This is a genomic window from Ruegeria sp. YKSF57, from assembly GCF_059612585.1.
Genome location: NZ_JBXWQW010000054.1, coordinates 1 through 25,547, shown reverse-complemented (window position 1 = coordinate 25,547; position 25,547 = coordinate 1). Strand labels below are relative to the sequence as shown.

Here is a 25,547-nt window from a genome sequence, read left to right as displayed (position 1 = left end):
GGAGAAGGGACCGAGAGCGATACTGTCCAGACGCACGGGTGCGGTGCGAACCTGTCCGTTGGCGGTCATGGCGCGGCCGAAATAGTTCAGTCCGTCCAGGTCAATTCCGACCCGTTCGGCATCGCGGTGGCTGAGCACCACTTGGCTGGCGCCTGTATCGACAAGGAAGGTAACCGGTTTGCCGTTGATCAGAAGTTGAAGGTAGTAATGCCCGTCAGTGGCGCGCGGCACTTCGATGGCATTGTCCGAGACGACCATCTGCGGGGCGGGGCTGATGGTGGTGCGGACATCTTCCCACAGGCCCACGGCGGCAATAACGCCAACAAAGATCAACACCCAGGCGGTGGCCTGTTGCATGGTGCGGCTGAGGTTTTCGCGGTTGTGGGTGATGAACCACATCAGCACCGCCGATCCCAGCAGGACCAGATAGATCACGCGTGCGATGTTGTCGCCGTCCATGAAGCTCCCCTTTCTTGCCTGTCTCAGATATGGGGACTCAGGCGGCGAAACCAAAGGCCTTGAGGCCATCGAGAATGAACTGTACCGAAAGCGCGGCTAGCAACATGCCCAGAAGGCGGGTCACTACGTTCAGGCCGGTCTTGCCGAGCAATCGGCCCAGCGTGCCCGACGACAGATAAAGCAAAAAGACGAAAGCAAGTACCGACAGCATGACGGCAATGACCACGGCCAGCCCTTCGATCCCTGGTTGCTGGCCTGCGAGCAAGATCATGGTGGCAATCGAACCGGGACCGGCAATAAGGGGGATGCCCAAGGGAAAGACCGACGGGTCATGGTGTTCCTCGGCCTCGGCGCGGTCCTCGCGACGCTTGGTGCGGCGTTCGAACAGCATGTCGAGTGCGGTCAGAAACAATAGCACACCGCCCGCAACGCGGAAGGCGGGCATGGAGATGCCGACAAAGCCCAGAACCGCCTCTCCGAAGGCCGCGAACACGGCGAGGATGGCAGCGGCGGTCAGACAGGCGCGGACGGCGATACCGCGCCGAGTAGCCGCATCCATGCCCTGCGTCAGCGCCATGAAGATCGGGGTCTGCCCAGGTGGGTCGATCACAACGAAAAGTGTGGTGAAAGCAGTGACAAGAAAGGCTGTGTCGATCATTCCTTGGCGTCCTTCTGCAAGCGTGTCAGGATGTCGAGCGCCTGTAGGGCCTGTTCCGACGGCACATAGACGTGGTCGTGGTGATAGCCCGCGACCATATTGGCGGGAATGCCTTCCCTCGCCAGCGCGCTGGAGACGGCAGCGGTCAGCCCGACGCCGTCCAGCGCGGAATACACCTGCAATGTGATGCAGCGCATGGGCAGGGCGGCATCAGGGGCGTCGGCAAGGGGCACGATGAGCGACAGCCCCTCGTCCTCGGAATAGCTGGCCACGGTTCCTGCAGGCCTCTCGATGTCTTGGGGCCAAACAACAAAGGCGAACTCGCCGTCGCGCAGCACCGGCTGCATGCCTGAGATCATGGCGGTGGCGTCCTTGACGGGGTCACTCATGCCTTGGCCTCAGCCGCCTCGAGCCGCTCGGTGGCGGCGACCCACAGCGCCTCGGCGCGCTGCATGGCTTCGCTCAACTCGGCGAACTTGCGATTCCAGGTTTCCAGATCGGACACCTTGTCGCTTTGGTAAAGATCAGGATCAGCCAGCTTGGTGGAAAGCTTATCGTACATATCGGTCAGCTTCTCGATCCGTTCTTCGCATTTGCGCAGATCGGCGCGTAGGGCAAGGATGGCATCGCGCGAAGGACGTTTGGGTTTGGGCGCTTGCGGCGTTTCTTTGGTTTCAGGCTTGTCCCGGGCCAGCAACAGGTCGCGATACGCCTCCAGATCGCCTTCGAAAGGTTTAACGGCGCCGTCAGAGACCAGCCATAACCGGTCGGCCACAAGGCTGAGCAAGTGCATGTCGTGGCTGACGAGGATCACCGCGCCGGAATAGGTGGTCAGCGCTTCGACCAGCGCCTCGCGGCTTTCGATGTCGAGGTGGTTGGTGGGTTCGTCGAGGATCAGCATGTGTGGCGCGTCGATGGTGGCGAGCAGCAGCGACAGACGTGCCTTTTGGCCGCCCGACAGCCGCCCGACCTCGGTTTCCGCTTGAGCCGCGCCAAGGCCGAAGCCGGCCAGTCTCGAACGGTGCTTCGCAGGGGCCTCGTCGGGGCGCAGGCGGCGCAGGTGGTCGAGAGGGGTTTCGTCGACACGCAACTCGTCGACCTGATGCTGGGCGAAATAGCCGATGCGCAGTTTTGAACTGCGGGTCATCCTGCCCGCCATCAGCGGTAGCCTGTCAGACAGCAGTTTCGAAAGTGTCGACTTGCCCTGACCGTTCTTGCCCAGAAGCGCGATGCGGTCGTCCTGATCGATGCGCAGGTTGAGGCGTTTCAGCACGGGCGTTTCGCCATAGCCGGTCATGCCGCCTTCCAGATGGATAATCGGCGGGGCCATTTCCTCGGGTTCGGGAAATGTGAAGGCACGCAGGGCGGCCTCTTGCGGCGAGGTGATGGGCTGCATCTTTGCCAAAGCCTTGAGGCGTGATTGCGCCTGCTTTGCCTTGTCGGCCTTGTAGCGGAAGCGATCGACGTAAGATTGCAGATGGGCGCGTCGGGCTTCCTGCTTTTTGGCCATGGCGCTGGCCTGCGCCAGGTTTTCGGCACGCTGACGGGCGAACTGGTCATAGGGACCTTGATAAAGCGTCAGCTTGCGGTCTTCGAGATGCAGGATTGCACCGACCGCCCGGTTCAACAGACCGCGGTCGTGGCTGATGATGATGACGGTATGGGGGTATTTCGCCAGATAGCTTTCCAGCCACAATGCGCCTTCGAGGTCTAGGTAGTTTGTCGGTTCGTCCAGCAGCAGCAGATCGGGTTGCGAGAACAACACCGCCGCCAAGGCCACGCGCATGCGCCAGCCGCCCGAGAAGTCGGAACAGGGTTTGAGCTGTTCCTCATCGTCGAAGCCCAGACCCTTGAGGATCGAGGCGGCGCGCGCCTCGGCGCTCCACGCGTCGATGTCGGCCAGGCGGGTCTGGATCTCGGCGATGCGGGTCGGGTCGGCCGCGGTATCGGCTTCGCTCATCAGGGCCGTTCGTTCGGCATCAGCGGCGAGAACCGTATTGATCAGCGAGACGTGTGAGGCAGGGGCCTCTTGCGCAACGCCGCCAATGCGGGCGCGGCGGGGCAGGGCGATGGCGCCAGATTCCAGTGCCAATTCACCCTGAATGAGACGAAAAAGCGTGGTTTTTCCTGTGCCGTTGCGGCCCACCAGGCCAACCTTGTGGCCGGTCGGAATAGTGGCGCAGGCGCCTTCAAACAAGGGGCGGCCTTCGACAGCGTACATGATGTTTTCTATCCTCAACATGGGCCGCTCTTAACAGAGTGGTGCAGCCGCTGCCAGCGGCTTGAGATGGTCAGGGAACGCAAGCTGTGACAACCCGCAAAGGGTTGCATCCTTTCGGATTCTGTTCATGCGTCCTGCTTCCGGCCCACCGCATATCCTGACGTTGATCCTTGCTACGACACTGGCGGTTCTGACGCTGAACACGTTCCTACCGTCGCTGTCCCATATCGGCGCCGATTTCAGTGCCAATTATGCGGTCGTGAACCTGTCTATTTCGGGTTATCTGATCGCCACCGCCGTTCTGCAACTGATCATGGGGCCGCTATCTGATCGTTATGGTCGGCGGCCTGTGCTGCTGGTTTCGATGGTGATCTTCGTGGCTGCTTCGGTCGGGTGCGTTATGGCGCAGTCAATTTGGGTGTTTCTGGGATTTCGATTGTTGCAAGGGGCGGTGATTGCGGGGCAGGTGCTGTCGGGGGCCGCGATCTGAGATATGTTCCCGCCGAGGGAAGCGGCCAGCAAGCTGGGCTATGTTTCCGTGGCGATGGCGCTTGCGCCGATGCTGGAGCCAATGCTGGGCGGGGTGCTGGAGATGGTGATCGGCTGGCGTGCCGGGTTCGTTTTGTATGCAATCCTTGGGTTCGCCATGCTGGTGCTGCTGCGGGCTGACATGGGAGAGACGAATATCGAGCGCTCGGCCACGTTTGGCCAGCAGATGCGGCAGCATCCACAGCTTTTCACAGCCCGCCAGTTCTGGGGCTACAGTTTGTGCGCAGCGATTTCTGTAGGGGGTTTTTATGCCTTCATCACCTGTGCGCCGCTGGTGGCGGCGGCGTGGTTTGATTTGAGTCCGGCGATGCTTGGACTAGGGATCGGGGTGATCACCATGGGCTTCATGGCCGGCAACTTCATCACCGGCAGGATTGCCGCGCGCAGTGATCTGGCAGGTCTGATCGTGTCGGGCGGTTATTGCCAGCGCTGGACCGTTACTGGGGTTGTTCATATTTGTAATCGGGCAAGGGAGTGTTTGGGTGTTCTTTGCCGCTGCCGTACTGGTGGCTTTGGCAATGGGTTGATGCTGGCCAATGCCAATGCCGGGCTTATGTCGGTGCGGTCGCATCTGGTGTGTAGTGCTTCGGGCCTGTCAGGTGCGATGACTGTTGCGTTGGGGGCCTTGCTGGCAACGGTGACAGGTGTGGTTGTCACGACTCAAAATACCCCGTTTGCGGTTCTAGGGATGATGTTCGGGTCGAGTTTTCTTGGCTTGCTGTCGGCGCTGTACGTACGCTGGGTGAACCAGCGCGATCCGTTGCCCGATTTCTGAAAAGGCTGGCTGAAAACGATCAGTTCAGATATGCGGCCAGTTCCTCGAACGGGAAGGATTCAAATCCGACCAGCAGGTTGTCGCCTTCTTCGCTGAAGGCAAAGACGTGGATTTCGTCATGGCGCATGGTGGCACGGCAAAAGACGCCGTCCTTGGCGAGTGTCTTGGGGCATTGTTCAAGGTCGGCATGCGCGACGGCGGTTTCAAACAGGGCGTAAGTCAAGGGAAGTGCATCGTTATCCGCAAGGGCGGGAACAGCGGTAAGGCACAGAGCGGCAATTGGTCCAAGTTTCATGTTAGTTCCTCTTTGAGAATCGTGAGTTATTTCACAATTTGATATCTGACTATAATAGTCGGAAAATAAAACCCTTAAATCGAAACCGCGTCAAAGCTGTGTATTCCCCCCTTTATCCTTTACCAAGCCCATGTTATCGGGGCGGCAATTCACAACAGGCCGGGCCGGATGCCCGGCTTTTCATCACAGGAGCACCCCCATGGCACTGGAACGCACGTTCTCGATCATCAAACCCGACGCAACCCGACGCAACCTCACTGGCAAGATCAACGCCAAGTTCGAGGAAGCGGGCCTGCGCATCGTTGCGCAAAAGCGCATCCACATGACTAAGGAACAGGCCGGCAAGTTCTATGAAGTGCACGCCGAGCGTCCGTTCTATGACGAACTTTGCGAATTCATGTCATCTGCTCCGGTTGTTGTTCAGGTTCTGGAAGGAGAAGGCGCCATTGCAAAGAACCGCGAAGTGATGGGTGCCACCAACCCCGCAGACGCAGCGCCGGGCACCATCCGCGCCGAGTTTGCTGAATCGGTTGGCGAAAATTCAGTCCACGGGTCGGATGCGCCGGAAACCGCAGCCGTCGAAATCGCCTACTTCTTCTCCGGTATCGAACTGGTCGGCTAATCCGCTGCCGGATTGGAAGGAATTGGGCCGTGTCCTGAAAAGGGCGCGGCCTTTTCTGTTTGGAGGTGATTGACTGGCTTCAGATCGGACGGTGAGATGCGCACACCAACTGCGTCCAACTCTGAAACGAGTTTCGAAGCAGAACTCGGTTTTGCGGCCGCCTTGATGGCATCGAACCGGTGTCGCAGCGCCGCTTTCTCGTAACCTTTGCAGTCGTTCCAACGGCGACCTTGCAGGCCCATGACCAGAACGTAATAACCGATGAAATGGGGCCGCGTGCCTGTCTGGATGAGCCGGGTATAGGCCTCGTCAGCGCCCAGATCGCGCAGGTCTTGCGCCGAATGGATACCCGCGCGAGCACAGGCCTGTTCATAAGCCGGGCCGAGGTTTCGGATCGAGGATACGGGATCGGTCATGGCTCTTACTAGCGTTGAGTGGCGGCAGTGTCATCAGGGGACAAGCCGCTTGTGAGAGGTCTCGACCTGAGATACCCAAATGTTTGGGGACGCGCGTGTGAATTCGGTAGGGGAGACCGGCATGAACGCATTGGACATTGCTTGGGCAGCACAGCGATTGGATTTGACTCATCCGCCGGAGGGGTTTGTGGACAATCCGTTTCCCTTTTATGACGCGCTCTTGGCCAACGCCCCGGTTTTGCCCCAACCGGACGGGTCGGTGTTGCTGAGCCGCCATGCGGATCTGGATCGGATCTATCGTGATACGATTCTGTATTCCTCGGACAAGAAGGCGATGTTTGGGCCGAAATTCGGAGTCGGCTCTCCTCTGTTCGAACATCACACAACATCGCTGGTGTTTTCCGACCCGCCGCTGCACACGCGGGTGCGCAAGATCATGACATCGGCACTGACACCGCGCGCAATTGCCAAGATGGAGCCGGGACTGATCGAGACAGTTGATCACCTTCTTGGCGCAATGGAAGGCAAGGTGCAGGTCGATCTGATTGAGGATTTCGCCTCGACCATACCGATCCAGATCATCGGCAACTTGCTCGACGTGCCGATGGGGGAACGTGCGCCGCTGCGCGACTGGTCATTGGTCATTCTTGGTGCTCTGGAACCTACGCTGACCGAGGATCAACTGGTTCGGGGTCATAGGGCAGTCGAAGAATTCAAGAGCTATCTCGAAGACCTGGTGGCGCGTCGCCGCGCCAAGCCAGGCGATCCGGAAACCGACGTGCTCACCCGACTGATCCGGGGTGAGGGTGGCGGCGAGAAGCTGAGCGAAATCGAGCTTTTGCAAAACTGCATCTTTATCCTGAATGCCGGGCATGAGACCACCACTAATTTGATCGGCAACGGGCTAGCCCTTTTGAATGACAATCCGGATCAGAAAGTGCGCCTGTTGGATGACCCCGAGCTGATTGCTCCGGCAGTCGAGGAAATCCTTCGATTCCGCTCGCCCAACCAGTTGGGAAATCGGGAGACTACAGCCGTAGTTGAACTGGATGGGTTGGTTCTGCCGAAAGGGACCAATCTGCACCTTTGTATCGGGGCGGCAAACCGTGACCCCGCGGTATTCGATGACCCGACCCGGTTCGACATCGCGCGCAAGCCCAACAGGCATCTGGCGTTTGCTGGTGGTCCGCATATCTGTGTCGGGCTGACACTGGCCCGGATGGAAGGGCGGATCGCCATTGGCCGGTTGCTGCAACGTTATCCGAACTTTCACCTGCTGGATGGGCGGGTGCGCGGCGGGCGCATCCGGTTTCGCGGCTACGCTTCGCTGCCTGCGGCCATGGGTTAGGGCATCAGTCGTCGCCTTTGTAGTAACCGATCACGTCGTTGTCGGTAGTGCAGCCAAGCCCGTTCAGCAAACGGTTGGAATAGTTGAAATAGGCGCAGACCTGATTGACTTCGAGAATCTCTTCGTCGGTCGCACCCGCAATCTTGAGCGCTTCGAAATCCGACTTCACCATCTTACCGACTTCGGCAGTCAGTTTACCCGCATAGCGCAACAGCGCCAGTTCCTTGCCTTCAAACTCGTCCTCGGGGCGATGCGCCTTGAGCGCTAGAAATATCCGGTCGCTGCGGGGCTGGTCGCGCAAGAGGTTGCGGACGTTCATGAAATGATGGGTTAGTGAATAGGTGCAGTCATTTATGATCGAGGTGTAGGAGGCCACCACCTCGAGGAACCAGAATGGTAGGGAGTTGTCGTCGGAATGCAGAACTGATCGATAGAGGGTGACGTGACCGTTCATCGTTTCAGGTCGCAATGAATGCACCCGCATGACTGTGTCGACCGTTCCATGTGGTGTGCGGGACTTGTCCAGCAAGTCCTTGAGGCGACCGGTTGCCTCGTCATCGTCAATCATTCGTATCCATGCGCTCATCTGTTGTTCCTCGCTTTTTGAGATATCTTAGAACATTGCAGTCTGGATGCTTAGGAAATAAATGTACTGGCGGTAAAATTTTGGGATGGGAATGCCGAGCAATCCCAGTAATGTTGTCGGGGTATTCAACTCTGGATTGGGGTTAGCGATGGATAGCGATCTTCAGATCGGTGCAGACAACCTGCTGCGGACCTGTGCAGGTCTTTCCGCGGGCAAGCGTTTGTTGGTTCTGCATGAAGACCGGGAAGAGGAATATTACGACACCGCCATCCTTGATGCAGTTTCGCGCCGGGCGCGTGAATTGGGCATTGAGGCCGAACTTGAACAGGTGCCGCTGTGCCCCGACGGGGCCGAGCCGGACGATGCACTGATCGACCGGATGCGGCGGGCGGACCGGGTGTTGTTTCTGGCTCGATATGGCGACCAGATCAGGTTCAATGCCGACATGGCAGGGATCAACCCGATCATGTGCTATGCCCTGGATGCGGGAATGCTCGGCTCGGGCTTTGGTCAGGGAAATTACCATGGGTTTGTAGCGCTCAAGAATGCCATCAATGCGATGATGGCGGTTGCAGATGATATCCGCGTGACTTGTCCGTTGGGCACGGATTTTGGTGGGGCCGGAGCCAATTATCCCACCTCCGGTGCGGATGTAACCGTGACCCGGTTCCCAATGTCGGTGTTCGCGCCGATCCCGGCAGGCAACTTCAGCGGCAAGGTGGTGCAGAATGGTTTCCTCGTTGGCACGGGGTCGCGGTTCTACGAACCCTATGCCTGCCAGTTGGAATCACCGGTGGCGTTTTGCATCGATCAGGGGAGACTAACCGGGCTGGAGGGCGCGGAAACGGATGTTTGCGCCGCGCGTCAGCATTATGAGCGGGTCGGGGCGCGATTCGGGATCGATCCATGGTTTGTTCATTCATGGCACGCGGGATTGCATCCCGGCTGTAGCTACAACCGGCCTGTTGCTGCGAATTTTGAGCGTTGGAGCGGTGCGGCATTCGGAAATCCACGCTTGCTGCACATTCACACCTGCGGCGCTTATGCCCCTGGTGAAATCTCGCTGAACGTCCTGGACCCGACGATATGGGTCGACGACGTGGCAGTGTGGAAGGACGGGCGTCTGGATGCGACCAGAATCCGCGGCGGCAAGGACATTTTGGACCTATATCCCGATATCGCCGAACTATTTTCCAACCCGTCGCGTCAGGTCGGTCAAAGCCCCGAAGAAGCCCTTTCGGGTTTTTGGACCTGAGTTCCCCGCTCAACCCGACAAATTCGTAAAGGTGTCGTAAGCCTTGAGTGCCTTGGCGGAGTAGGCCAGCGACGGCCCGCCGCCCATATAGGTTGCCATGGCCAGCGCCTCGCACATCTCTTCGCGGGTTAGGCCAAGTCGAACAAGTGACCGGACATGAAAGCCGATGCAGCTGTCGCAGCGTGTGGCAATAGCGATGCCAAGCGCCATGATTTCTTTGGTTTTTTCATCCAGAGCGCCGCTTTTCTTGGCAGCGGTTCCCATAGTGCCGAACCCCTTCATCGTGTCCGGCACTTCCTTGGCATAGGTGCCGATATCGCCTTCGATCTCGGCCATGAATTCGTTCCAGTTCATCTCGGTCTCCTCAGCTGCGCTCGTCCGATCCCATGCGCCGCTCCAGCCAGCGTACCCCTGCGCTGATGATCAGGACCAGCACCAGATACTCGAAGATTAGCAATGTGTAGATTTCCAGGGGTCGGTATTCGGTGACCACCAGTTCGTTTGCCCTCCGGGTCAGTTCCTGCATGCCGATGACGCTGGCAAAAGCGCTCATCTTGACGATGTAGATGAATTGGTTAGCCAGTGGCGGCAGGATGCGCCTGATGGCCTGTGGGAGGATCACATAACGCATTGTCTGGGCATAGTTCAGACCGATGGTCTGGGCCGCTTCGCTTTGACCCTTGGGGATCGACTGGATGCCCGCACGGTAGATTTCAGCTGTGAAAGCACTGTCAGAGATCGCCAGGGTGATGATCGCCCCCCAGAACGGGTCGATCGGGATGTTCATACCCATTGACTGGAATACGATTGGCAGCCCGTAGAAGACCCAGAACAGCATCGGTAGCAACGGAATCGAGCGGATGAACTCGACATAGATCCGGTTGATCATGCGGATTGGCCATCGGTTCGATAGCCCCGGCAGGGCGATCAGCAGTCCCAAAACGATGGAAATCACCGCGGCAATGAGTGAGATCAGGATGGTATCGCCCATGCCTGAGATCAGGAACCTGACGTTGGTCCATCCGGATGCGGTCCGCGGGTCGATCACGTACCAGCCCCAGGTGGAAGAACTAGAGCATCCGGAAAGCAACAGGAAGGGTGCCAAAATAACAATGTATTTCTTCATAGCGCGGCCCATTCTTAATGTTGCAATATCTGGCTGAGGAACTTTTGGCAGCGTTCGGATCGCGGATTGCCAAAGAAATCCTCGGGCGGGCCTTGTTCGACGATTTCGCCGGCATCCATGAACACCATGTTGTCGGCGACGCGGCGGGCAAATCCCATCTCATGAGTGACCACGACCATCGTCATGCCCTCACCCGCAAGCTGTTCCATCACGTCGAGCACCTCGGAAATCATCTCGGGGTCGAGTGCTGAGGTGGGTTCGTCAAACAATAGCACCTTGGGGCCCATGCACAGGGAACGGGCGATTGCCACGCGTTGTTGTTGTCCACCTGAAAGTTGGTTGGGCTTTTTGAGCGCCTGATCGGGAATGTGCACACGTTCAAGATAATGGCGGGCACGCTCTTCGGCCTCTTTCCGGCTCAGCCCACGCGCCTTAATGGGGCCAAGAGTGAGGTTCTCAAGAACAGTCAGATGTGGGAACAGGTTAAATTGTTGAAATACCATGCCGACTTCTGACCGGATCGCGGCCACGGATTTGGGATCGTTGGTCAGCTCGATTCCATCGACGCGGATGGTGCCTTTCTGGTGCTCTTCTAAACGATTGATACATCTGACGACAGTGCTCTTGCCCGACCCAGATGGGCCGCAGATCACCACTTTGTGACCAGCCTTCACCGAAAGGTCGATATTTCGCAGGACGTGAAACGTGCCATACCATTTGTTGACGCCAATAAGCTCGATTGCGGTTTCCGGCACAGTCTTCTCCCTTGGAGCATTTCCTGAAAGGAAATTTTTTTCTTGAGAATAAGAGTTATCTTTGCCTTAAATCAAGCGACAATCAGGTTATCATAAACAGAACATATAGCCACCAACGGGAGACCAAGATGAAACAGGTGTTCAAGGCAGCCGCGATTGCGATGATGGGGCTGGCGTTTGCCGGAGCCGCCCAGGCGCAGTCAGCACTCAACGAAATTCTCGATGGCGGCGTCCTCAAAGTCGGAACGACGGGTGACTGGAATCCGATGACGCTGCGCGACCCGGCGACCAACAGTTACAAGGGGTTCGATATCGACGTGATGACCGAACTTGCCAACGATCTCGGTGTTGAGGTCGAATATGTGCCGACCGATTGGAAAACGCTGGTCAACGGGGTTGTCGCGGGCAAATACCACATCACCGGTTCGGCTTCGATTTCGCCTCCGAGGATGAAGGTGGCAGGGTTCTCGGAAAGTTACATTTCGGTTGAGCTTTATCCCTATACCACCAAAGACAAGGCCGATCGGTTCGATGGCTATGATTCCATCAACCAACCGGGTGTGACAGTGGCCACGACACTGGGCACGACCTTTGAAAAGAACGCCCGCGAATGGTTCCCGAATGCCGAGATCAAGGTTGTCGAAGCGCCTGCGCGAGGGTTTCAGGAGGTGATTGCTGGGCGGGCCGACGTGTTCATTACCTCAAACATCGAAGGAGCGACTCTGGAGGAAAAATTTCCTGTCGTGCGCGTGACTGGTGCCGAAGCCAGATCTCCATCGCCTATTGCGATGCTGTTGCCGCAGGACGATCAGGTCTGGATCAACTACATGAACAACTGGGTCAAGGTAAAGCAGGCGCAGGGTTTCTTTGACGCCACCAGCGCGAAATGGGGGCTTTGAGAGTTCTCGGAGTTGGAGCAATCGCGAGGTCGCGCAGCTATGCGCGGCCTCATGGCATTTCAGAGATCGTTTGTTCCCGCCTTGGCGATGATTGCAATGAACCTGACCCTGCCTGTGGGAAGACCATCCGTTTGATGCGCACTTTTTCCCTCGAAGGACAGGCTGTCGCCGGGGTGCATGTGATAGTTTTGCTCGCCGCAGCGAAAGATCACTTCGCCCTCCAAGACATGCATAAACTCGATGCCCTGATGCAGATAGATGGGTCGCATTGCCAGAGGTTGCTCGAGTGTGATGTCGAAGCATTCAAAGCTGACGTGTCCGTCGTCTGCCCGGCCAATTAGCTTGTATGTGTGGCCAAAGTCACGGTCCAAGCGTTGCATATCGATGCCCTCGCCTGCGCGAACAAAGGAGACGTCCGTCCGTTCGACTGTTTCTGCAAAGAAGTTGATCAGCGGCACATCTATGGCAGTTGCCAAGGCTTCTAGCGTGGAGAGGGAAGCAGATACCTGACCGCGTTCGATCTTTGAAATCATCGCGGTCGATACGTTGGCCCGCTCGGACAAAGCCGCAAGTGTCAACCTCGCAAGTGAGCGATGGTATTTGACCGCGGTGCCGATTTTCTGGTCAAGTGTCGAGCCAACGGCGGGCTGTGGGGCTGAATCTTCCATGCTGCGAACCTAATACCATCAATCAATCACCGAAATAGCGGAGAATCAGGCAAATGCAACTCACTGACATGACGTGGCGCGACGTCGAGGCTCGGATTGGGCAGGGAAGCTGGGTGCTGTTGCCGGTGGGTTCTACTGAGCAGCACGGCCCAATGGGGCGGATTGGAACTGATACGATCTGTGCCAAAGCAGTGGCTGATCGGGTGGCAAAGCTATGCAATACTATCGTCGCGCCTGAGCTTGCCTATACGCCTGCGCCGTTCAACACGGCGTTTCCGGGAACGGTTTCAGTATCGGAGCCAGTGTTCGAAGCTTTGGCCGGTGAAGTCATCGGCGGGCTTTTGAGCCAAGGGTTCAAGGGCGTGTTTGTGGTCAACGGTCATGGAGCCAATCTGACGCCGCTGCGTCGAATCGCAGGTCGAATGAGGTCAATGGAAATCATGAGTTGGTGGGAGGCGCCCAAAGCGGATTCCTTGCGCAAATCGCTGTACGGCGACTGGGAAGGAATGCATGCAACGCCATCCGAGATCGCAATCACGCAGGCTTTGCTTGGGGTGTTGCCGGTCGGCGATGCCGCCGAACCGCCCGTTGGGCTGTCGCGCGAGTATATTGCAGCGCATGCCGGTGACCGCCACGGACCGCCAGATGAACATCGCGCGATGTTCCCGGATGGCCGTGTGGGTTCGCATTCGGCTTTGGCCACTCCCGAAGACGGAGCACGGCTTTTGGAACTGGCAGCTCATGGGGTTGCAGAACGGTTCAGGGCGTTTTGCCAGTCGGACCCGAAAGCCTCGGGGGTGCCAGCGTCAGGATGGTCCTGAGGCCGGGAGCTGCGTTTTCCGCCAAAAACGTTCCTCCATGCATGCGGGCAATCGCTGCAACCAGCGCCAGTCCCAGCCCCGAATTGCCTTCGCTGCGCGCTGGATCAAGTGTCACGAAGGGCTGCGCCAGTCGGGAAATATCCGTTTCGGGAACGCCCGGCCCCTGATCCGCGACGCTGAGAAAAGGCTGATCGTCTGCCAGTCCCACTACAACCTTGATTGTGGACCCCTTTGGAGCGTAGCGCAGAGCATTTTCCACAAGGTTTGAGAGGGCTTGCGACAGTAAGGGGCGGTGGCCTTGAAATCGCGTTGTATCGCCCGAAGTGGCAAATGAAATATCCTGATCTGCGGCAAGGGGCTCGTAGAGTTCCAGAACGTCTTGCGCCAGTTGTTTCAGGTCCAGTTCTTCGAACTGATCCCGGCCCAGCCCGGCCTCGGCACGCGAGATTTCGGTGAGTTGCGCAAAGACCCTCAGCAGGTGATCGACCTCAGACAGCGCTCGGATCGCGTCGGTTTCCCGGTCCAGCGTCGAACGGTCGGGATCAGACAAACCTTCGACTCGCTGACGCAGGCGCGACAGCGGGGAGCGCAGGTCATGGGCGATGGAATTCGAGGTGGTGCGCAGGTTGCTGATCAGTTCTTCGATCCGATCCAGCATTTCGTTCAGTGTTCCGGCCATCTGGTCGAATTCATCGCCCGTCCCGCGCAGCGGAATGCGACGGGTAAGGTCGCCGGACACGATGTTGTCGGCGGTTCGGGCGATGTCCTTGAGGCGCGAAAATACCAGACGCGTCAGCAACCAGCCGGTGAGAAGGCTTAGCGCAAACGCTGCGGTCAGCGCCAGTATGAACGAGCGCAGCAATACGCGGTCAAACTGTTGTCGGGCCGAGGCATCGCGCCCAACCAACAGGCGGTCGCCACCGGGCAGGCGGATCGAGGCGGCAGAAATCGGGACAGTTTCGCGGGATTCAGCTCGGATGAGATCGAGTTCGACCCAGCCACTGCCCGGTTCGATCCCCGGCGGCCAGGTGCGCATGTTTCCCGCCAACACCTTGCCGCTTGCATCGGTTAACAGGTACAAGGCGTCCCGCTCGGCTGCATTGACGAGGCGACGGTTGATGGTGGTTATGAGGCCAATCATGCCCAGCCGCTCGAATTCGTCGGACAGGCCTGTCAGTTCGGCAGTTACGACTGAGCGGGTCTCGCTGGCGATGGTTCGGTTGGCTGTCACATAGACCAAGGCTAGCACGGCTGCGGTCAGTAGCGTGCTGAGCAACATGCTGGCCAGCATCAACCGTGCCCGAGAGTTCCTGAGCAGAACTAAAGGCTTAGCCATCGGAAACCATGTATCCGGCACCGCGCACGGTTTCGATCATGGGAAGCGCACCGCCTTCGTCGAGCTGCCTGCGTAGTTTGGATATGTGCACATCGACGACGTTTGTGTTGGGGTCAAAGTGATAGTCCCAGACACCTTCGAGTAGCATGGTTCGCGAAACTACCCGGTTCTTGCGGCGCAGGAAAAACTCAAGGATCTGGAATTCGCGCGGCGTCAGGGTGATGTCGCGGCCCGATCGGGTGACGCGGCGGGTCAGAAGATCCATTTCCAGGTCGCGGCAGCTGAGAGTCGAGTTTTCCTCGGTATCCTGCGGCCGGCGCAGCAACGCTTCGATCCGGGCGTGCAATTCCTGAAACGAGAAGGGTTTGACCAGATAGTCGTCGGCTCCGGAGCGCAGGCCCTTGACGCGCTCATCGACCGCGCTCATGGCCGTGAGCATCAGTACCGGTGTTTTAAGACCCGCTGCGCGGACGGATTTGATCAGCGACAGCCCGTCCAGACCTGGTAACATCCGATCGAGAATGATCGCATCAAAGCCGCCGTCGGTGGCGTGATAGAGACCTTCGCGCCCATCTGCTGCGATTTCGATGGTGAAGCCTTCTTCGGAAAACCCCTTGGCAATGAAATCGCGGGTATCGGGATCATCTTCGACGATAAGAATGCGTCGGCTCATGCTCTGAATTCCTTTTTCTTTGGTATACATCCCGATTTTCGGAAATGCACGCGCCGGACGCGGTCACCCGCGCCCGGCGGACCGGCGGCTGGGGGACAATCCGGAACCGCCGGTGGATGCGCGCGCAGGAACTCCCCGGTGGCCACGCGCGCGTGGGCTTCGGTCAGGCGATTTTGATCGCGACGAAGATCTGGTTGCCCTTGCGATTGATCAGCATCAGGGCAGGATCGGTCTTTTCGCTTTTCAGTGCGCCCTTCAGCGCTTGGGGTGTATCGGTTTTTTGGCTGCCAAGTTTGACGATGACGTCACCGCGTTGCAGCCCGGCTTTGGCGGCAGGGCTGTTGGGCACCAGCGATAGAACGACGACGCCGTTCACGTCCTCGCTGATGCCGATTTCGGTCCGAGCGGTTTCGGTCAGTGGCGTCACGGACACGCCCAGTGCGGTTTCAGAGATCGTGTCTTCGGTTTGCTGCATGTCTGCAGAAGCCATTTCATGCGTGCCGATCCTGACAGTAATCTCTAGTTTTTTGCCTCCTCGCAGAATCCCGATCCTGCTGTTCTCGCCAATCTCGGAAGCACCAACCAGACGCGGCAGGTCGCTGCTTGAGGACACGGCTTGTCCGTCATAAGACAGGATAACGTCTCCGGGTTCCAGCGATCCATCCGCGGGGCTTTTGGCGGTGACGTCCGAAACAAGCGCGCCGGTCGCTTCATCCAAGCCCATTGCGGCGGCGATATCCGGGCTGACATTCTGGATCGACACGCCCAACCAGCCGCGATCGACTTCACCGTCGTCCATGAGATCGGCTGCAATGTCCCCGACGATGTTCGAGGTCACCGCAAAACCAAGCCCGACGGAACCACCCGTAGGTGAATATATGGCCGAATTCACGCCAACAACTTCACCCTCCATGTTGAAGAGAGGGCCGCCGGAATTGCCTTTGTTAATGGCCGCGTCAGTTTGGATAAACTCCGCATAAGGGCCTTCTGACAGGTTACGGCCCTTGGCCGAAACGATGCCGGTCGTCACTGTGGAACTCAACCCGAACGGATTACCAATGGCGACAACATCTTCGCCGACACGGATCGCATTGCTGTCGCCCAGTGTCACGGCAGAAAGTGGTTCGCCTGCGTCGATCTTCAGCAGAGCGATGTCGGTCAGGGGGTCGGTTCCTATGACTTCGGCCTCGAATGAACGTTGGTCGCTCAGGCGCACGGTGACAGTGTCGGCCCCTTCGACAACGTGGTTGTTGGTGATGATATATCCGTCTTTGTCCAGAACAAACCCTGATCCAAGGCCTTGTTGTGGGCCTTGGCGAGGCGTTTTGAACTGTTCGGGCATGCCGAACTGGCGGAAGAATTCGCCAAATGGATGGCCCTTGAGATCAGAGTTATCGATGCCGGCAGGTGAAGGTTTGGCTTCCTGCTCGGCCAGAATTGTTACGACAGAGGGTGATACCTCTTCGATCAGGTTGGCCAGGTTTTCGTCCGCCATGGCAGGCAGGGCTGTGGTGGCCATGAGGGTGGCTCCCAGTGCCGATGCTCCGAGCCAGTGGAAGTTCGATGGGATAAGGCGGGGTGTTTTTCGAATGCTCATAGAGGTCTCCTGTGATCGGACCCGGTTTGTCACCGGGCTTGAACAAAGGAATGGCATGGCAAACTGAGGCGTTCATTTCCCCTGAATTAAGATTTGTTCATGGTTTCGGAGAGCGTACAAGGCACCTGTATTGCAGGTGCTTCCGTCCGCGAATGCGCCAATATTGCTCGGATAACGAATCAGCTAACCATTTCCGACAATCACATTGTGTCAAAATTGTGTCATTGTTCACGATCGGCAGGATAATGCCAAGCATTTTGTGGATTGAAGGTGCTGAGAATATTCAAGCCAAGCAAACGGGATGAAGAAGTAACGTTCTATTAGAGGTTGAAGGGCATTGCTGCGAAGTTCAAGACTTTTGTACCGATATCATTGGCGACACTTATAAAACACATTTTTTATTCAGGAATTTGTATCCATTTTTGTGCAGAGTATTGTGAGAGTTCAATCAATGGTGGAAAAGATTAGGGAAAATGGGGAGTTCCCAATGCCTCAGGAGCTTCAAAATATGTTGTTCGCGGCAAGATTTTCGTTGTTTGAAGCGCTCTGATGCGTAAGCATGAATTTGCCTAGATGAGGGGAACTGTCGACGCAAAGCGCGTTTGGGAGTTTGGAGTTCTGATACTGGGAGCGCACGTCGCCAATGTTAACGAGGGGGTCTTGTGTCGGTTGGCGGTGACGGAAGCAGAATCTGCGGCGTTGTCAGAAATGGGAAAACGAGTGGAAATCATTCTTTAGGCAAGTGACCCGGTCTACATGACCGGGTCACTTTTTTGTTCCAGTGTTCTTGGCCATCCAGTCTGACCAGTCGCCGGGGGTGTCCAGATCAAAGCGGGCTCGGATGCCCGGCAAAGGAACAAGATGAACTCGGTCAGAATGCCTACGAACCACAGGTGAAGCTCCGTCGTCACCGGTGAGGGAACTCAGCTCCGGCCAGAGTGAGCGGTGGAAAATCACCGGATGACCGGGTTCACCTGTCTGTGTTGCACCGCGCCAGATCAGGTTGCCGGGATAGTCATCAACCGCGCGCATAACCTGCTCCAGATTTTTACTGGTCAGATCCGGCAGATCAGCGAGGAGCACCATTGCTGCGGGCGCGCCTGAAGGTAAGGCGGCCAAGGCGCGGCGCAGACTTGCATTCATTCCTTCATGTGCATCGGGAACACTAACCGCCCGCGCCGGTAATCCCCGCAAAGCTGCATGGCGCGGATGCGGTTCGGGGGGGAGCGCGACGATGACCGGACCAGCAGTCATCGCAATCTGTGCGCTGCGGCGCAACAGCGGGCGACCGTCGATCTCGCGCATTAGCTTATCTTCGCCGCCCATGCGGCTGGATTGACCGGCGGCCAGAAGGATGATGGGTATATTGTTCACCCAACCAATTCTACCTGGTATGTGGGGATTGTCACCCACGCATCCGCGCGCCTTCCGCGTCAAACAGTGGGGTCATGATCACGCACGCCTTGCGCATTTCTCCCAAGATTTCGATCTTTACTTCCAACCTCTCGGTTATGCGGTCAACGGGCAAGAAACCCTGCGCAATGGATTTTCGGGAGTAATGCGAATATCCACCCGAAGTACAGAAACCGACAACCTCGCCATCCAGCCAGATTGGTTCATAAGCATTGACGTCTGCGTCGTCGGCATCAACCTCAAACGTCACCAGTTTTCGCGCAGTACCCGCGTTGCGTTCCGCCTCGGCGGCCGCGCGACCGATGAAATCGGCATTCTTTTTGAACGAGATGAACCTGTCCAGCCCGGTTTCTGCGGCGGTGTAATCAGGGGAAAACTCGGCCATCCATGAGCCAAAGAACTTGTCCAAGCGCAGACTCATCATCGCGCGCATTCCAAAAGGTGTCATGCCGAGCGGCTCGCCTGCCTGCCACAGCGACCACCAGAGCTGTCGCTGGGCCATCGGATCGCAATAGATCTCGTACCCCAAATCGCCGGTATAGCTGACCCGCTGAACGATGCAGTCGGTCATGCCGACGGTCATTCGACGTACTTCCATAAAACGCATGTCGTTAATGTCGGTCCGGGTGCAAGCGCTCAAAACCTCTCGCGCCTTGGGGCCCGCAATCTGGAACCCATTCCGTTTGTCGCTGATATTCTCGATAGTTACTCCACTCTGTGAATGTTGCAAGAACCAGCGCATGTGGAAGGCCTGACTGCCATAGGAGGCAGTGAGTTGAAACTCGTTGTGGCTTAGGCAGGACACCGTGAAATCGCCGATCAACTTGCCCTTGGGGGACAACATGGGGGTCAGACTCAGGCGTCCGGGTTTCGGAATGCGGCCCGCCATAATCCGGTCCAGCCATGTCCGCGCGCCTGCACCCTTGATCAGGTATTTACCAAAATTGTGGACCTCGTTGATACCTACGCCCTCGCGCACGCCTCGCACCTCGCGTCCCGTGGCCTCGAACGCGTCCGAGCGTCGAAAGGACGGGGTTTCATATCCCGGCTCGTCGCCTTGAGCGAAGTAATTCACCACCTCAAGCCCGTATTGCTGCCCCCAGACCGCGCCCATGTCACTGAAGATGTCATACATCGGAGTGGTGCGATTGGGTCGCGCGGCGGGCAGTTCCTCGTTCGGATAGGCGACCGAGAAGCGTTTCTGGTAGTTCTCGATCACTTTGGGCCGCGTATAGCCCGGGCTGATCCAGTCACCGAAGCGGGCGACATCCATGGCCATCACGTCGCGCTCGGGCTCGCCCTCTATCATCCACTGCGCCAGTGTAAGGCCGACACCGCCGCCCTGGCTGAATCCGGCCATGACGCCGCAAGCCGACCAGTAGTTGCGCATACCAGGAACCGGACCGACCAAAGGGTTGCCGTCAGGCGCAAAGGTGAATGGGCCGTGGATCACTGATTTCACGCCGGCCTCGGCGAGTACTGGGAAACGCCGGTAGGCAAATTCGATCGCGTCGGTGATCTTGTCGAAATCGTCAGGCAGCAGTTCATGCCCGAACTCCCAAGGGGTGCCATCTACTGCCCATGGCTTGCAGGGCTGTTCGTAAAATCCAATGCACAACCCGCGCCCCTCTTGCCGAAGATAGCTTTCGCCGGCGGGGTCCATAACGTGCGGATGCTCGCCGCCCGCATCGATGATCGCCTCGATCTGGGGGATGGTGTCGGTGACCAGATACTGATGCTCCATCGGGTGCAGCGGGAAATATATGCCCGCCATCGCACCCACCTCGCGCGCCCAGAGGCCGCCCGCATTGACCAAATGCTCGGCATGGATGGTGCCCTTGTCGGTGACCACGTCCCAAGTGCCGTCCGCACGTTGACTGGTCTCGCGGACCATGCAATGGGTCTCGATGGTGGCGCCGCCCATGCGAGCGGCCTTGGCATAGGCATGGGTGGTGCCGGATGGGTCGAGATGACCGTCGAGCGGATCGTAGAGCGCGCCGATGATGCCGTCGGTATTGGCAATGGGGGCAATCTTCCTGATCTCTTCCGGTCCGATGATTTCGGTTTCAAGCCCCATGAACCGGTGTTTGGCGCGCTCGGCCAGCAACATGTCGAACCGGTCGCGATTGTCCGCCAGCGTGATGCCGCCCACATGGTGCAACCCACAGGACATGCCTGTGATCTCTTCCAGTTCTTTGTACAACCGGATCGTATAGCCCTGAAGCGCCGCCATGTTGGTGTCACCGTTCAACGTATGAAACCCGCCGGCTGCGTGCCAGGTGGACCCGGACGTCAGTTCGGAGCGTTCAAGCAGCATCACATCCGACCAGCCCAGCTTGGTAAGATGATACAGAACGGAACATCCGACGACACCGCCGCCAATCACGGCCACCTGACATGTGGTTTTCATTTGAAACTCCCTATTTGTGGCCCGACTGTGCAAAGGCTGTTATAGGTCTTCTGTTCAAAATACGACCAGAATTGTCGCCGTCATCAATCGGTGCTGCGCAAGGGGGAGATTTGGACAATCCAGACTGCCATCAAAGGAGCAGCCACGGTTATGACAGCCACCGTGATCATCAGAATTCCAAGCTCGGAATAGTCTGCCGGGGTGGTCACAAGACCACCGTCATCCTTGACTTCGCGGGTGATGGTGAAAACCTGGTTGAGGTATTTTGTGCCGAGACTGGAGGCGGAAAGCGCCAGATTGGTGAAGGAGGCCATCACCGCAAAGAAGGTGGCCTTGAGTGCGGGTGGGGCATTGCGGGCGATCCATGCCAGCATGGGGATCATCGAGATCTGACCGAGTGGGGATTCGACGGCGGTGTTGATCACGGCGATGAAGCGGGCATCCACGACGCCGCCAGTCATGGCTGATGTCCAGTGGTGGACACCGAAATACAACCCGATGCCCGGCAGCGACAGAATACCTGCGGCGATGCTGAGCAGAATCACGATATCAGCGATGGTCTTCGAAGCCATTAAAGGGCGGAGAATCACCATACCGACCAATGTCAGAACGGAAGTGATCAGGTAGAGTACCGACAGGAACTGCTGGTCGAAGCCCAGGACGTCGATTTCAAACCAAGTCGAACCCGCTCCGTTCAGGGGAACCGCGCGAAAGACGAACACGATAACGGCAGTTCCGACCAGAGCCCGCGCTTTGGCTAACTCCAGATTGCGGATGAGTTGCCGCATCAGGGTCAGCACGATGCCCATGGAACCGGCAAAGACGATTTCCTGCGAATAGGGGACATCCGTCAAACCGACCGTGAGGGTCATGACGATGAAAACCGCACCTCCGGTGAAGTACCAGTGGTTAAGTTTGACGGGTTCGCCATCGGGATCAAAATGCGCGATGGCCCGATGAAGTTCCATGCCACCCGAGATCAGCTTGCGGATCGCTCGACGTTTTTGGGTTGCGGCAAGAAGCACACCGGAGATCGAAATGCACGGGATCAGCTGCGCAAGAAGATATACCTCGCCATAGACCGTAGCCTTTTCCGCTTCGGGCAAAGTTTCAATCCCGGCAAACAGCCAGATATTCAGCAAGGCCACAGTGCTTGCACCACCGATCAGGGCGAACCGGCCCAGCGTCTGCATCGTGGTATGCAGGGCGCGTTCGGTGTCTTCGTTCAATCGGTTCCCGTCGGCATCGGTGCGCGGCACGGCTTCGACCGACATGGCGTCGGCCACCGCGTCCTGAACCACATAACCGCAGGGGGCAAGGATGACCGACAGCACATACCAGGCGGTGACCGACATGATTTCGGGCATCCAGGCAAGCCGCGTGGCCAATCCGAACATGATCAGGAAACTGGCCGCAATCAGGGTCGCGCCGACATAGACGAGGAAGGTCTTCCAACGCCAGATCAGATCGACCAGATGACCCAGTGGCATCTTCAACGCCCACGGCAAACCGGCCCAGAAGGCTAGACCCGCAATGAATGCTGCTGAAACATCGAGATATTCCTTGATGAAGAAGGTGCCTACGATCGCTGTCAGCCCCTGCGCCCCGGCTGCGAAATAGATCATCAGCGGTGGCAGGAAGGACCAGCGAAACTGGCGGCCCAAGTCAAGAACAACCGCGTCGAACCATACTGCAAGACGCGCGACGGCAGTCATAGTCGCCGGATCTTTAGGCCGGTAATGCGATTGCCTTCTCGTGCGGTCACCTCGAAGCGGAACCCGTGGAAGGCGAAGACCTGTCCCACCGTCGGGATCATCTGGGCCTCGTGGATGACAAGGCCCGCGACGGTGTTGGCTTCCTCATCGGGCAACGCCCAGTCCATGGCGCGGTTGAGGTCGCGGATGGTCATCGAAGCTTCGACAAGGAACTGGCCATCGTCGGTGCGGGTGACCGCCAGATCCTCATCCAGATCGAATTCATCAGTGATTTCGCCCACGATCTCTTCGAGGATGTCTTCGAGAGTAATCAGACCGCGCAGTGAGCCGTATTCGTCCACCACCAGTGCGAAATGGCTGTGTATGCGCAGAAATTCCCGCATTTGGTCGTCAAGCGTAGTAGTTTCGGGAACGAAATAGGGGGCATTGGCGACCTTGGTAATGTCAAAGGACTTGAGCCGGTCGGCGTCGCCCTCGGTCCCACCGACTTGGGCGTACATGGCGCGGAACAGATCCTTGGCGTGCACGACGCCGATGATGTTTTCAAGGTCGCCACGATAGACCGGAAGCCGCGTATGCGGGCTTTGCAAGCATTGCTCCAAAATCGCTTCGGGTCCGGCATCGGCGTCGATCATCTGGATGTTCGAACGGTGCAACATGATCTCTTCGACAGTGCGATCGCCGAGATCAAGCGCACCAAGAATGCGGTCGCGGTCTTCCTTTTCGACGACCCCCTCGGAATGGCCCAATTGCAACGCACCGGCAATTTCCTCGCGCACCGCCAGGATGTGGCTGTCGGGGTCGATCTGAACGCCGAACAGGCGCAGCACGCCGCGCACCAACAGGCGGACGGCGGCCACTACCGGGGCAAAAAGCGTCACGATCACACTAATTGCGGGTGCCACCCATGCGGCAGCTTTTTCGGCATTGGTGATAGCGTAGGTCTTGGGCAGCACTTCGGCAAAGACCAGAACCAGCACCGTCATAACCAGAGTCGCCAGCGCCACGCCGCTTTCGCCAAATGCCCTTGTGAACAGGGCCGTCGCCAACGAGGCAGACAGGATGTTGACTAGGTTGTTGCCCAGTAAGACTGATCCGATGAGGCGTTCGTTGTCTTCGGTGATGTCCAGAGCTTTTTGCGCACCACGAGAGCCCTTGTCGGCCTGCGCCCGCAATTTACCGCGCGACGAGGCCGTCAATGCAGTTTCCGACCCCGAGAAAAAGCCTGAAAGCACGAGTAAAAACAGGATGGCGCAAGTGGTTATCCAGAATGCGCCGTCAAAAGCGGAAGTGGTCGCGTCCATCGGTCCTTCGTTTCCTTGGTGTTGCAACCGTTATGGGGCCGGTGCCGTTCCCGATCAAGGGTTTAGCCTTTGTTCCTGGCCAAAGGATGATGCTCCAGCACTAGTTCCATGAGTCGTTCATCCAGAACATGGGTATATATTTCTGTTGTGGCCACGTCGGCATGACCGAGCAATGTCTGAATCGACCGCAAGTCGGCGCCGTTAGCCAGAAGATGCGTGGCGAATGCGTGGCGCAAGGTATGCGGCGTCACCTTGTTCGGCGGCACCCCTCCGGCAACCGCGAATTCCTTGATCAGCAGATAGAATCGATGCCGTGTCAGGTGACCGGACTTGCCGCGCGATGGAAACAGATACTTTGAGGGTTTGCAGCCGTTCGAAGTTTTTTCGCCTTCGACAGTGTCACGCTCAGTCAGCCAACTTGCCATTGCATCGCGGGCAGGCGGGGAAAGTGGCACCATCCGTTCCTTTCCACCTTTGCCGAGGATCAGTAACATGCGCGGGTCGCCCCGTGCCGAGGACACCGGCAGTGACACCAGTTCGCTCACCCGCATACCGGTGGCATAGAGCAGTTCCATCAGGCAGGTATTGCGCAGACGGTCTGTGATCGAGCGTCCGCTGCAGCGCGCAGCACCAAGCAGACGGTCCACCTCGGTCACTTCAAGGGTCTTGGGAAGACGCTTCTGGCGGCCCGGTCCTCGGATCTGGATGGCTGGATTTGTTTCGCGCCATCCTTCCTCGAAGGCAAAACGATAAAGCTGCTTGATTGCCGACAGGCGGCGTGCGCGCGTCGACCGGGCCATTCCTTGTGCGTCACAATCAATCAGATAGGCCTCGACCTGGTTGCGGTCGGCCTCGTCAAAGCTGGAGTTTTGTTGATCAAGCCATCCGGCGAAATCCATGAGGTCACGGCCATAGGCAAGCAGCGTATTGGTGGCAGCACCCAGTTCCGCAGCCTGGGCTTCGAGGAAGGTTGAAATCCAAAGCTCTGACGTGCTTGGCCCCGCCATGGTTAGGCTCCGTTCACGATCATCAACTGCAGGGCGGCTCGGCGAGCGGTATCTTCCAGCCCAACGTGACGAAACGCTGCCAATGCGCCAGTCAGGTCCACCACGTTGCCACGCGCTCCGTGTGCAAATAGGGACATAGAGACAAGTATTGCCTCACCCAGTCTTCCTTCGATCAAAAGTTGTTCGATCTCAGGTGGGATCTGTGTTGTCTGTTTGAACCCTGAGGAGATGGCCGTCGCCCGGACCGAAGGTGCGGTGGCCTGATATGGTCGCCCTTTTGCCAGCATGGCAAGAAAGGTGTTTTCGCTACTTTCGTCTGGCTGTGACTGAGCAGCGGTTTCATAATTTTCTGAGAGCAGAAGGATACGCCAACGCAACGTGTCTACCTTGGGATCGGGCAGGTGCATGACGGACAATTGTTCGGCGAACAGATCGGCAAAGGCAACTTGCAGACCGACTCCTGACATTGCCACCCAAACGACCGGAAGCGTTTTAGTAATCGCCGTCGCGTTTCCGGTCGACAGCGCCGTCTCGAACCGCTGGATGGCAGAAACACGATCCCAAACGCCGCCCGATGCGGCCGGAGCACGTTCAGTGTAGAGTCCCAGCAACTGGTTGGGAGTCAGCGAACCGATCCGT

General features: G+C 57.9%; 23 protein-coding genes and 3 pseudogenes. 6 read left to right on the top strand and 20 right to left on the bottom strand.

The window, feature by feature from the left end:
• The 4 genes from AC2FLX_RS18735 to AC2FLX_RS18720 form a co-directional block, all read right to left on the bottom strand.
• Positions 1-459, bottom strand: a 459-nt coding sequence (locus AC2FLX_RS18735) for a retropepsin-like aspartic protease family protein (protein WP_496875495.1), incomplete at its 3' end; no start/stop codon positions are given.
• A gap of 37 nt (positions 460-496) precedes the next feature.
• Positions 497-1,117, bottom strand: a complete 621-nt coding sequence (locus AC2FLX_RS18730; RefSeq protein ID WP_480750527.1) for a MarC family protein — start codon at positions 1,115-1,117, stop codon at positions 497-499.
• Positions 1,114-1,506, bottom strand: a complete 393-nt coding sequence (locus AC2FLX_RS18725) for an ACT domain-containing protein (protein ID WP_480750528.1) — start codon at positions 1,504-1,506, stop codon at positions 1,114-1,116. Before AC2FLX_RS18725 ends, AC2FLX_RS18730 begins: the two co-directional genes overlap by 4 nt.
• Positions 1,503-3,359, bottom strand: coding sequence for an ABC-F family ATP-binding cassette domain-containing protein (locus AC2FLX_RS18720; RefSeq protein WP_496810112.1), 1,857 nt, complete (start codon positions 3,357-3,359; stop codon positions 1,503-1,505). Before AC2FLX_RS18720 ends, AC2FLX_RS18725 begins: the two co-directional genes overlap by 4 nt.
• Before the next feature lie 106 nt (positions 3,360-3,465).
• Here AC2FLX_RS18720 and AC2FLX_RS18715 point away from each other — a divergent pair.
• Positions 3,466-4,662 (top strand): annotated as a pseudogene (locus AC2FLX_RS18715) (MFS transporter).
• A 19-nt stretch (positions 4,663-4,681) separates the two neighbouring features.
• On the opposite strand, the gene AC2FLX_RS18710 reads toward AC2FLX_RS18715, so the two are convergent.
• Positions 4,682-4,957: a hypothetical protein gene (locus AC2FLX_RS18710; protein WP_496810111.1), complete on the bottom strand. Its 276-nt coding sequence runs from the start codon at positions 4,955-4,957 to the stop codon at positions 4,682-4,684.
• 199 nt (positions 4,958-5,156) lie between these two features.
• Here AC2FLX_RS18710 and ndk point away from each other — a divergent pair, with 199 nt between their 5' ends.
• Positions 5,157-5,579: a nucleoside-diphosphate kinase gene (ndk, locus tag AC2FLX_RS18705; RefSeq protein ID WP_068334875.1), complete on the top strand. Its 423-nt coding sequence runs from the start codon at positions 5,157-5,159 to the stop codon at positions 5,577-5,579.
• 74 nt (positions 5,580-5,653) lie between these two features.
• On the opposite strand, the pseudogene AC2FLX_RS18700 reads toward ndk, so the two are convergent.
• Positions 5,654-5,995, bottom strand: a pseudogene (locus AC2FLX_RS18700) (TfoX/Sxy family protein); the annotation flags it as partial.
• Positions 5,996-6,116: 121 nt separating this feature from the next.
• On the opposite strand from AC2FLX_RS18700, the gene AC2FLX_RS18695 reads away from it, so the two are divergent.
• On the top strand, positions 6,117-7,343 hold the full coding sequence (locus tag AC2FLX_RS18695) for a cytochrome P450 (protein ID WP_496810110.1): 1,227 nt from the start codon (positions 6,117-6,119) through the stop codon (positions 7,341-7,343).
• A gap of 4 nt (positions 7,344-7,347) precedes the next feature.
• Here AC2FLX_RS18695 and AC2FLX_RS18690 read toward each other — a convergent pair whose 3' ends face one another.
• Positions 7,348-7,929, bottom strand: a complete 582-nt coding sequence (locus tag AC2FLX_RS18690) for a peroxidase-related enzyme (protein ID WP_496744368.1) — start codon at positions 7,927-7,929, stop codon at positions 7,348-7,350.
• Positions 7,930-8,077: 148 nt separating this feature from the next.
• Here AC2FLX_RS18690 and AC2FLX_RS18685 point away from each other — a divergent pair, with 148 nt between their 5' ends.
• Positions 8,078-9,184: a hypothetical protein gene (locus tag AC2FLX_RS18685; protein ID WP_496810109.1), complete on the top strand. Its 1,107-nt coding sequence runs from the start codon at positions 8,078-8,080 to the stop codon at positions 9,182-9,184.
• 9 nt (positions 9,185-9,193) lie between these two features.
• Here AC2FLX_RS18685 and AC2FLX_RS18680 read toward each other — a convergent pair whose 3' ends face one another.
• The 3 genes from AC2FLX_RS18680 to AC2FLX_RS18670 are packed head-to-tail and all read right to left on the bottom strand — an operon-like array spanning position 9,194 to position 11,065.
• A complete protein-coding gene (locus AC2FLX_RS18680) occupies positions 9,194-9,538 on the bottom strand; it encodes a carboxymuconolactone decarboxylase family protein (RefSeq protein ID WP_480750533.1) in 345 nt (114 codons plus the stop codon).
• Positions 9,539-9,548: 10 nt separating this feature from the next.
• A complete protein-coding gene (locus AC2FLX_RS18675) occupies positions 9,549-10,310 on the bottom strand; it encodes an amino acid ABC transporter permease (protein ID WP_496810108.1) in 762 nt (253 codons plus the stop codon).
• A gap of 14 nt (positions 10,311-10,324) precedes the next feature.
• Positions 10,325-11,065, bottom strand: coding sequence for an amino acid ABC transporter ATP-binding protein (locus AC2FLX_RS18670; RefSeq protein WP_480750535.1), 741 nt, complete (start codon positions 11,063-11,065; stop codon positions 10,325-10,327).
• 128 nt (positions 11,066-11,193) lie between these two features.
• Here AC2FLX_RS18670 and AC2FLX_RS18665 point away from each other — a divergent pair, with 128 nt between their 5' ends.
• Positions 11,194-11,964 (top strand): transporter substrate-binding domain-containing protein, encoded by a 771-nt coding sequence (locus AC2FLX_RS18665; RefSeq protein WP_480750536.1) that lies wholly within the window; start codon positions 11,194-11,196, stop codon positions 11,962-11,964.
• A gap of 59 nt (positions 11,965-12,023) precedes the next feature.
• On the opposite strand, the gene AC2FLX_RS18660 is transcribed toward AC2FLX_RS18665, so the two are convergent.
• Positions 12,024-12,632: a helix-turn-helix domain-containing protein gene (locus AC2FLX_RS18660; protein ID WP_480750537.1), complete on the bottom strand. Its 609-nt coding sequence runs from the start codon at positions 12,630-12,632 to the stop codon at positions 12,024-12,026.
• Positions 12,633-12,685: 53 nt separating this feature from the next.
• On the opposite strand from AC2FLX_RS18660, the gene AC2FLX_RS18655 reads away from it, so the two are divergent.
• A complete protein-coding gene (locus AC2FLX_RS18655) occupies positions 12,686-13,453 on the top strand; it encodes a creatininase family protein (RefSeq protein ID WP_496744365.1) in 768 nt (255 codons plus the stop codon).
• Here the strand turns inward: AC2FLX_RS18655 and AC2FLX_RS18650 are convergent.
• From AC2FLX_RS18650 to AC2FLX_RS18610, 9 genes and pseudogenes are all read right to left on the bottom strand, one after another.
• Positions 13,392-14,789, bottom strand: a complete 1,398-nt coding sequence (locus AC2FLX_RS18650) for a sensor histidine kinase (protein ID WP_496744363.1) — start codon at positions 14,787-14,789, stop codon at positions 13,392-13,394. The two genes, AC2FLX_RS18655 and AC2FLX_RS18650, sit on opposite strands and share 62 nt — an antisense overlap.
• The gene (locus AC2FLX_RS18645; RefSeq protein ID WP_480750540.1) at positions 14,782-15,462 is read right to left on the bottom strand and encodes a response regulator transcription factor; all 681 of its coding nucleotides are present in this window, start codon (positions 15,460-15,462) and stop codon (positions 14,782-14,784) included. Before AC2FLX_RS18645 ends, AC2FLX_RS18650 begins: the two co-directional genes overlap by 8 nt.
• A gap of 163 nt (positions 15,463-15,625) precedes the next feature.
• A complete protein-coding gene (locus AC2FLX_RS18640) occupies positions 15,626-17,059 on the bottom strand; it encodes a Do family serine endopeptidase (RefSeq protein ID WP_480750541.1) in 1,434 nt (477 codons plus the stop codon).
• Between the two features lie 765 nt (positions 17,060-17,824).
• Entirely contained in the window at positions 17,825-18,433 is a 609-nt protein-coding gene (locus AC2FLX_RS18635) for a nucleotidyltransferase family protein (protein ID WP_496810107.1), read from the bottom strand.
• A 31-nt stretch (positions 18,434-18,464) separates the two neighbouring features.
• Positions 18,465-20,882 (bottom strand): GcvT family protein, encoded by a 2,418-nt coding sequence (locus AC2FLX_RS18630; RefSeq protein ID WP_496810106.1) that lies wholly within the window; start codon positions 20,880-20,882, stop codon positions 18,465-18,467.
• A gap of 83 nt (positions 20,883-20,965) precedes the next feature.
• The gene (locus AC2FLX_RS18625; RefSeq protein WP_496810105.1) at positions 20,966-22,597 is read right to left on the bottom strand and encodes an MFS transporter; all 1,632 of its coding nucleotides are present in this window, start codon (positions 22,595-22,597) and stop codon (positions 20,966-20,968) included.
• Complete coding sequence (locus AC2FLX_RS18620) at positions 22,594-23,901, bottom strand: HlyC/CorC family transporter (protein ID WP_496810104.1); 1,308 nt, start codon at positions 23,899-23,901, stop codon at positions 22,594-22,596. The genes AC2FLX_RS18625 and AC2FLX_RS18620 overlap by 4 nt, the downstream gene beginning before the upstream one ends.
• A gap of 62 nt (positions 23,902-23,963) precedes the next feature.
• Entirely contained in the window at positions 23,964-24,908 is a 945-nt protein-coding gene (locus AC2FLX_RS18615) for a site-specific tyrosine recombinase XerD (protein ID WP_496746528.1), read from the bottom strand.
• A gap of 2 nt (positions 24,909-24,910) precedes the next feature.
• Positions 24,911-25,547 (bottom strand): annotated as a pseudogene (locus AC2FLX_RS18610) (hypothetical protein); the annotation flags it as partial.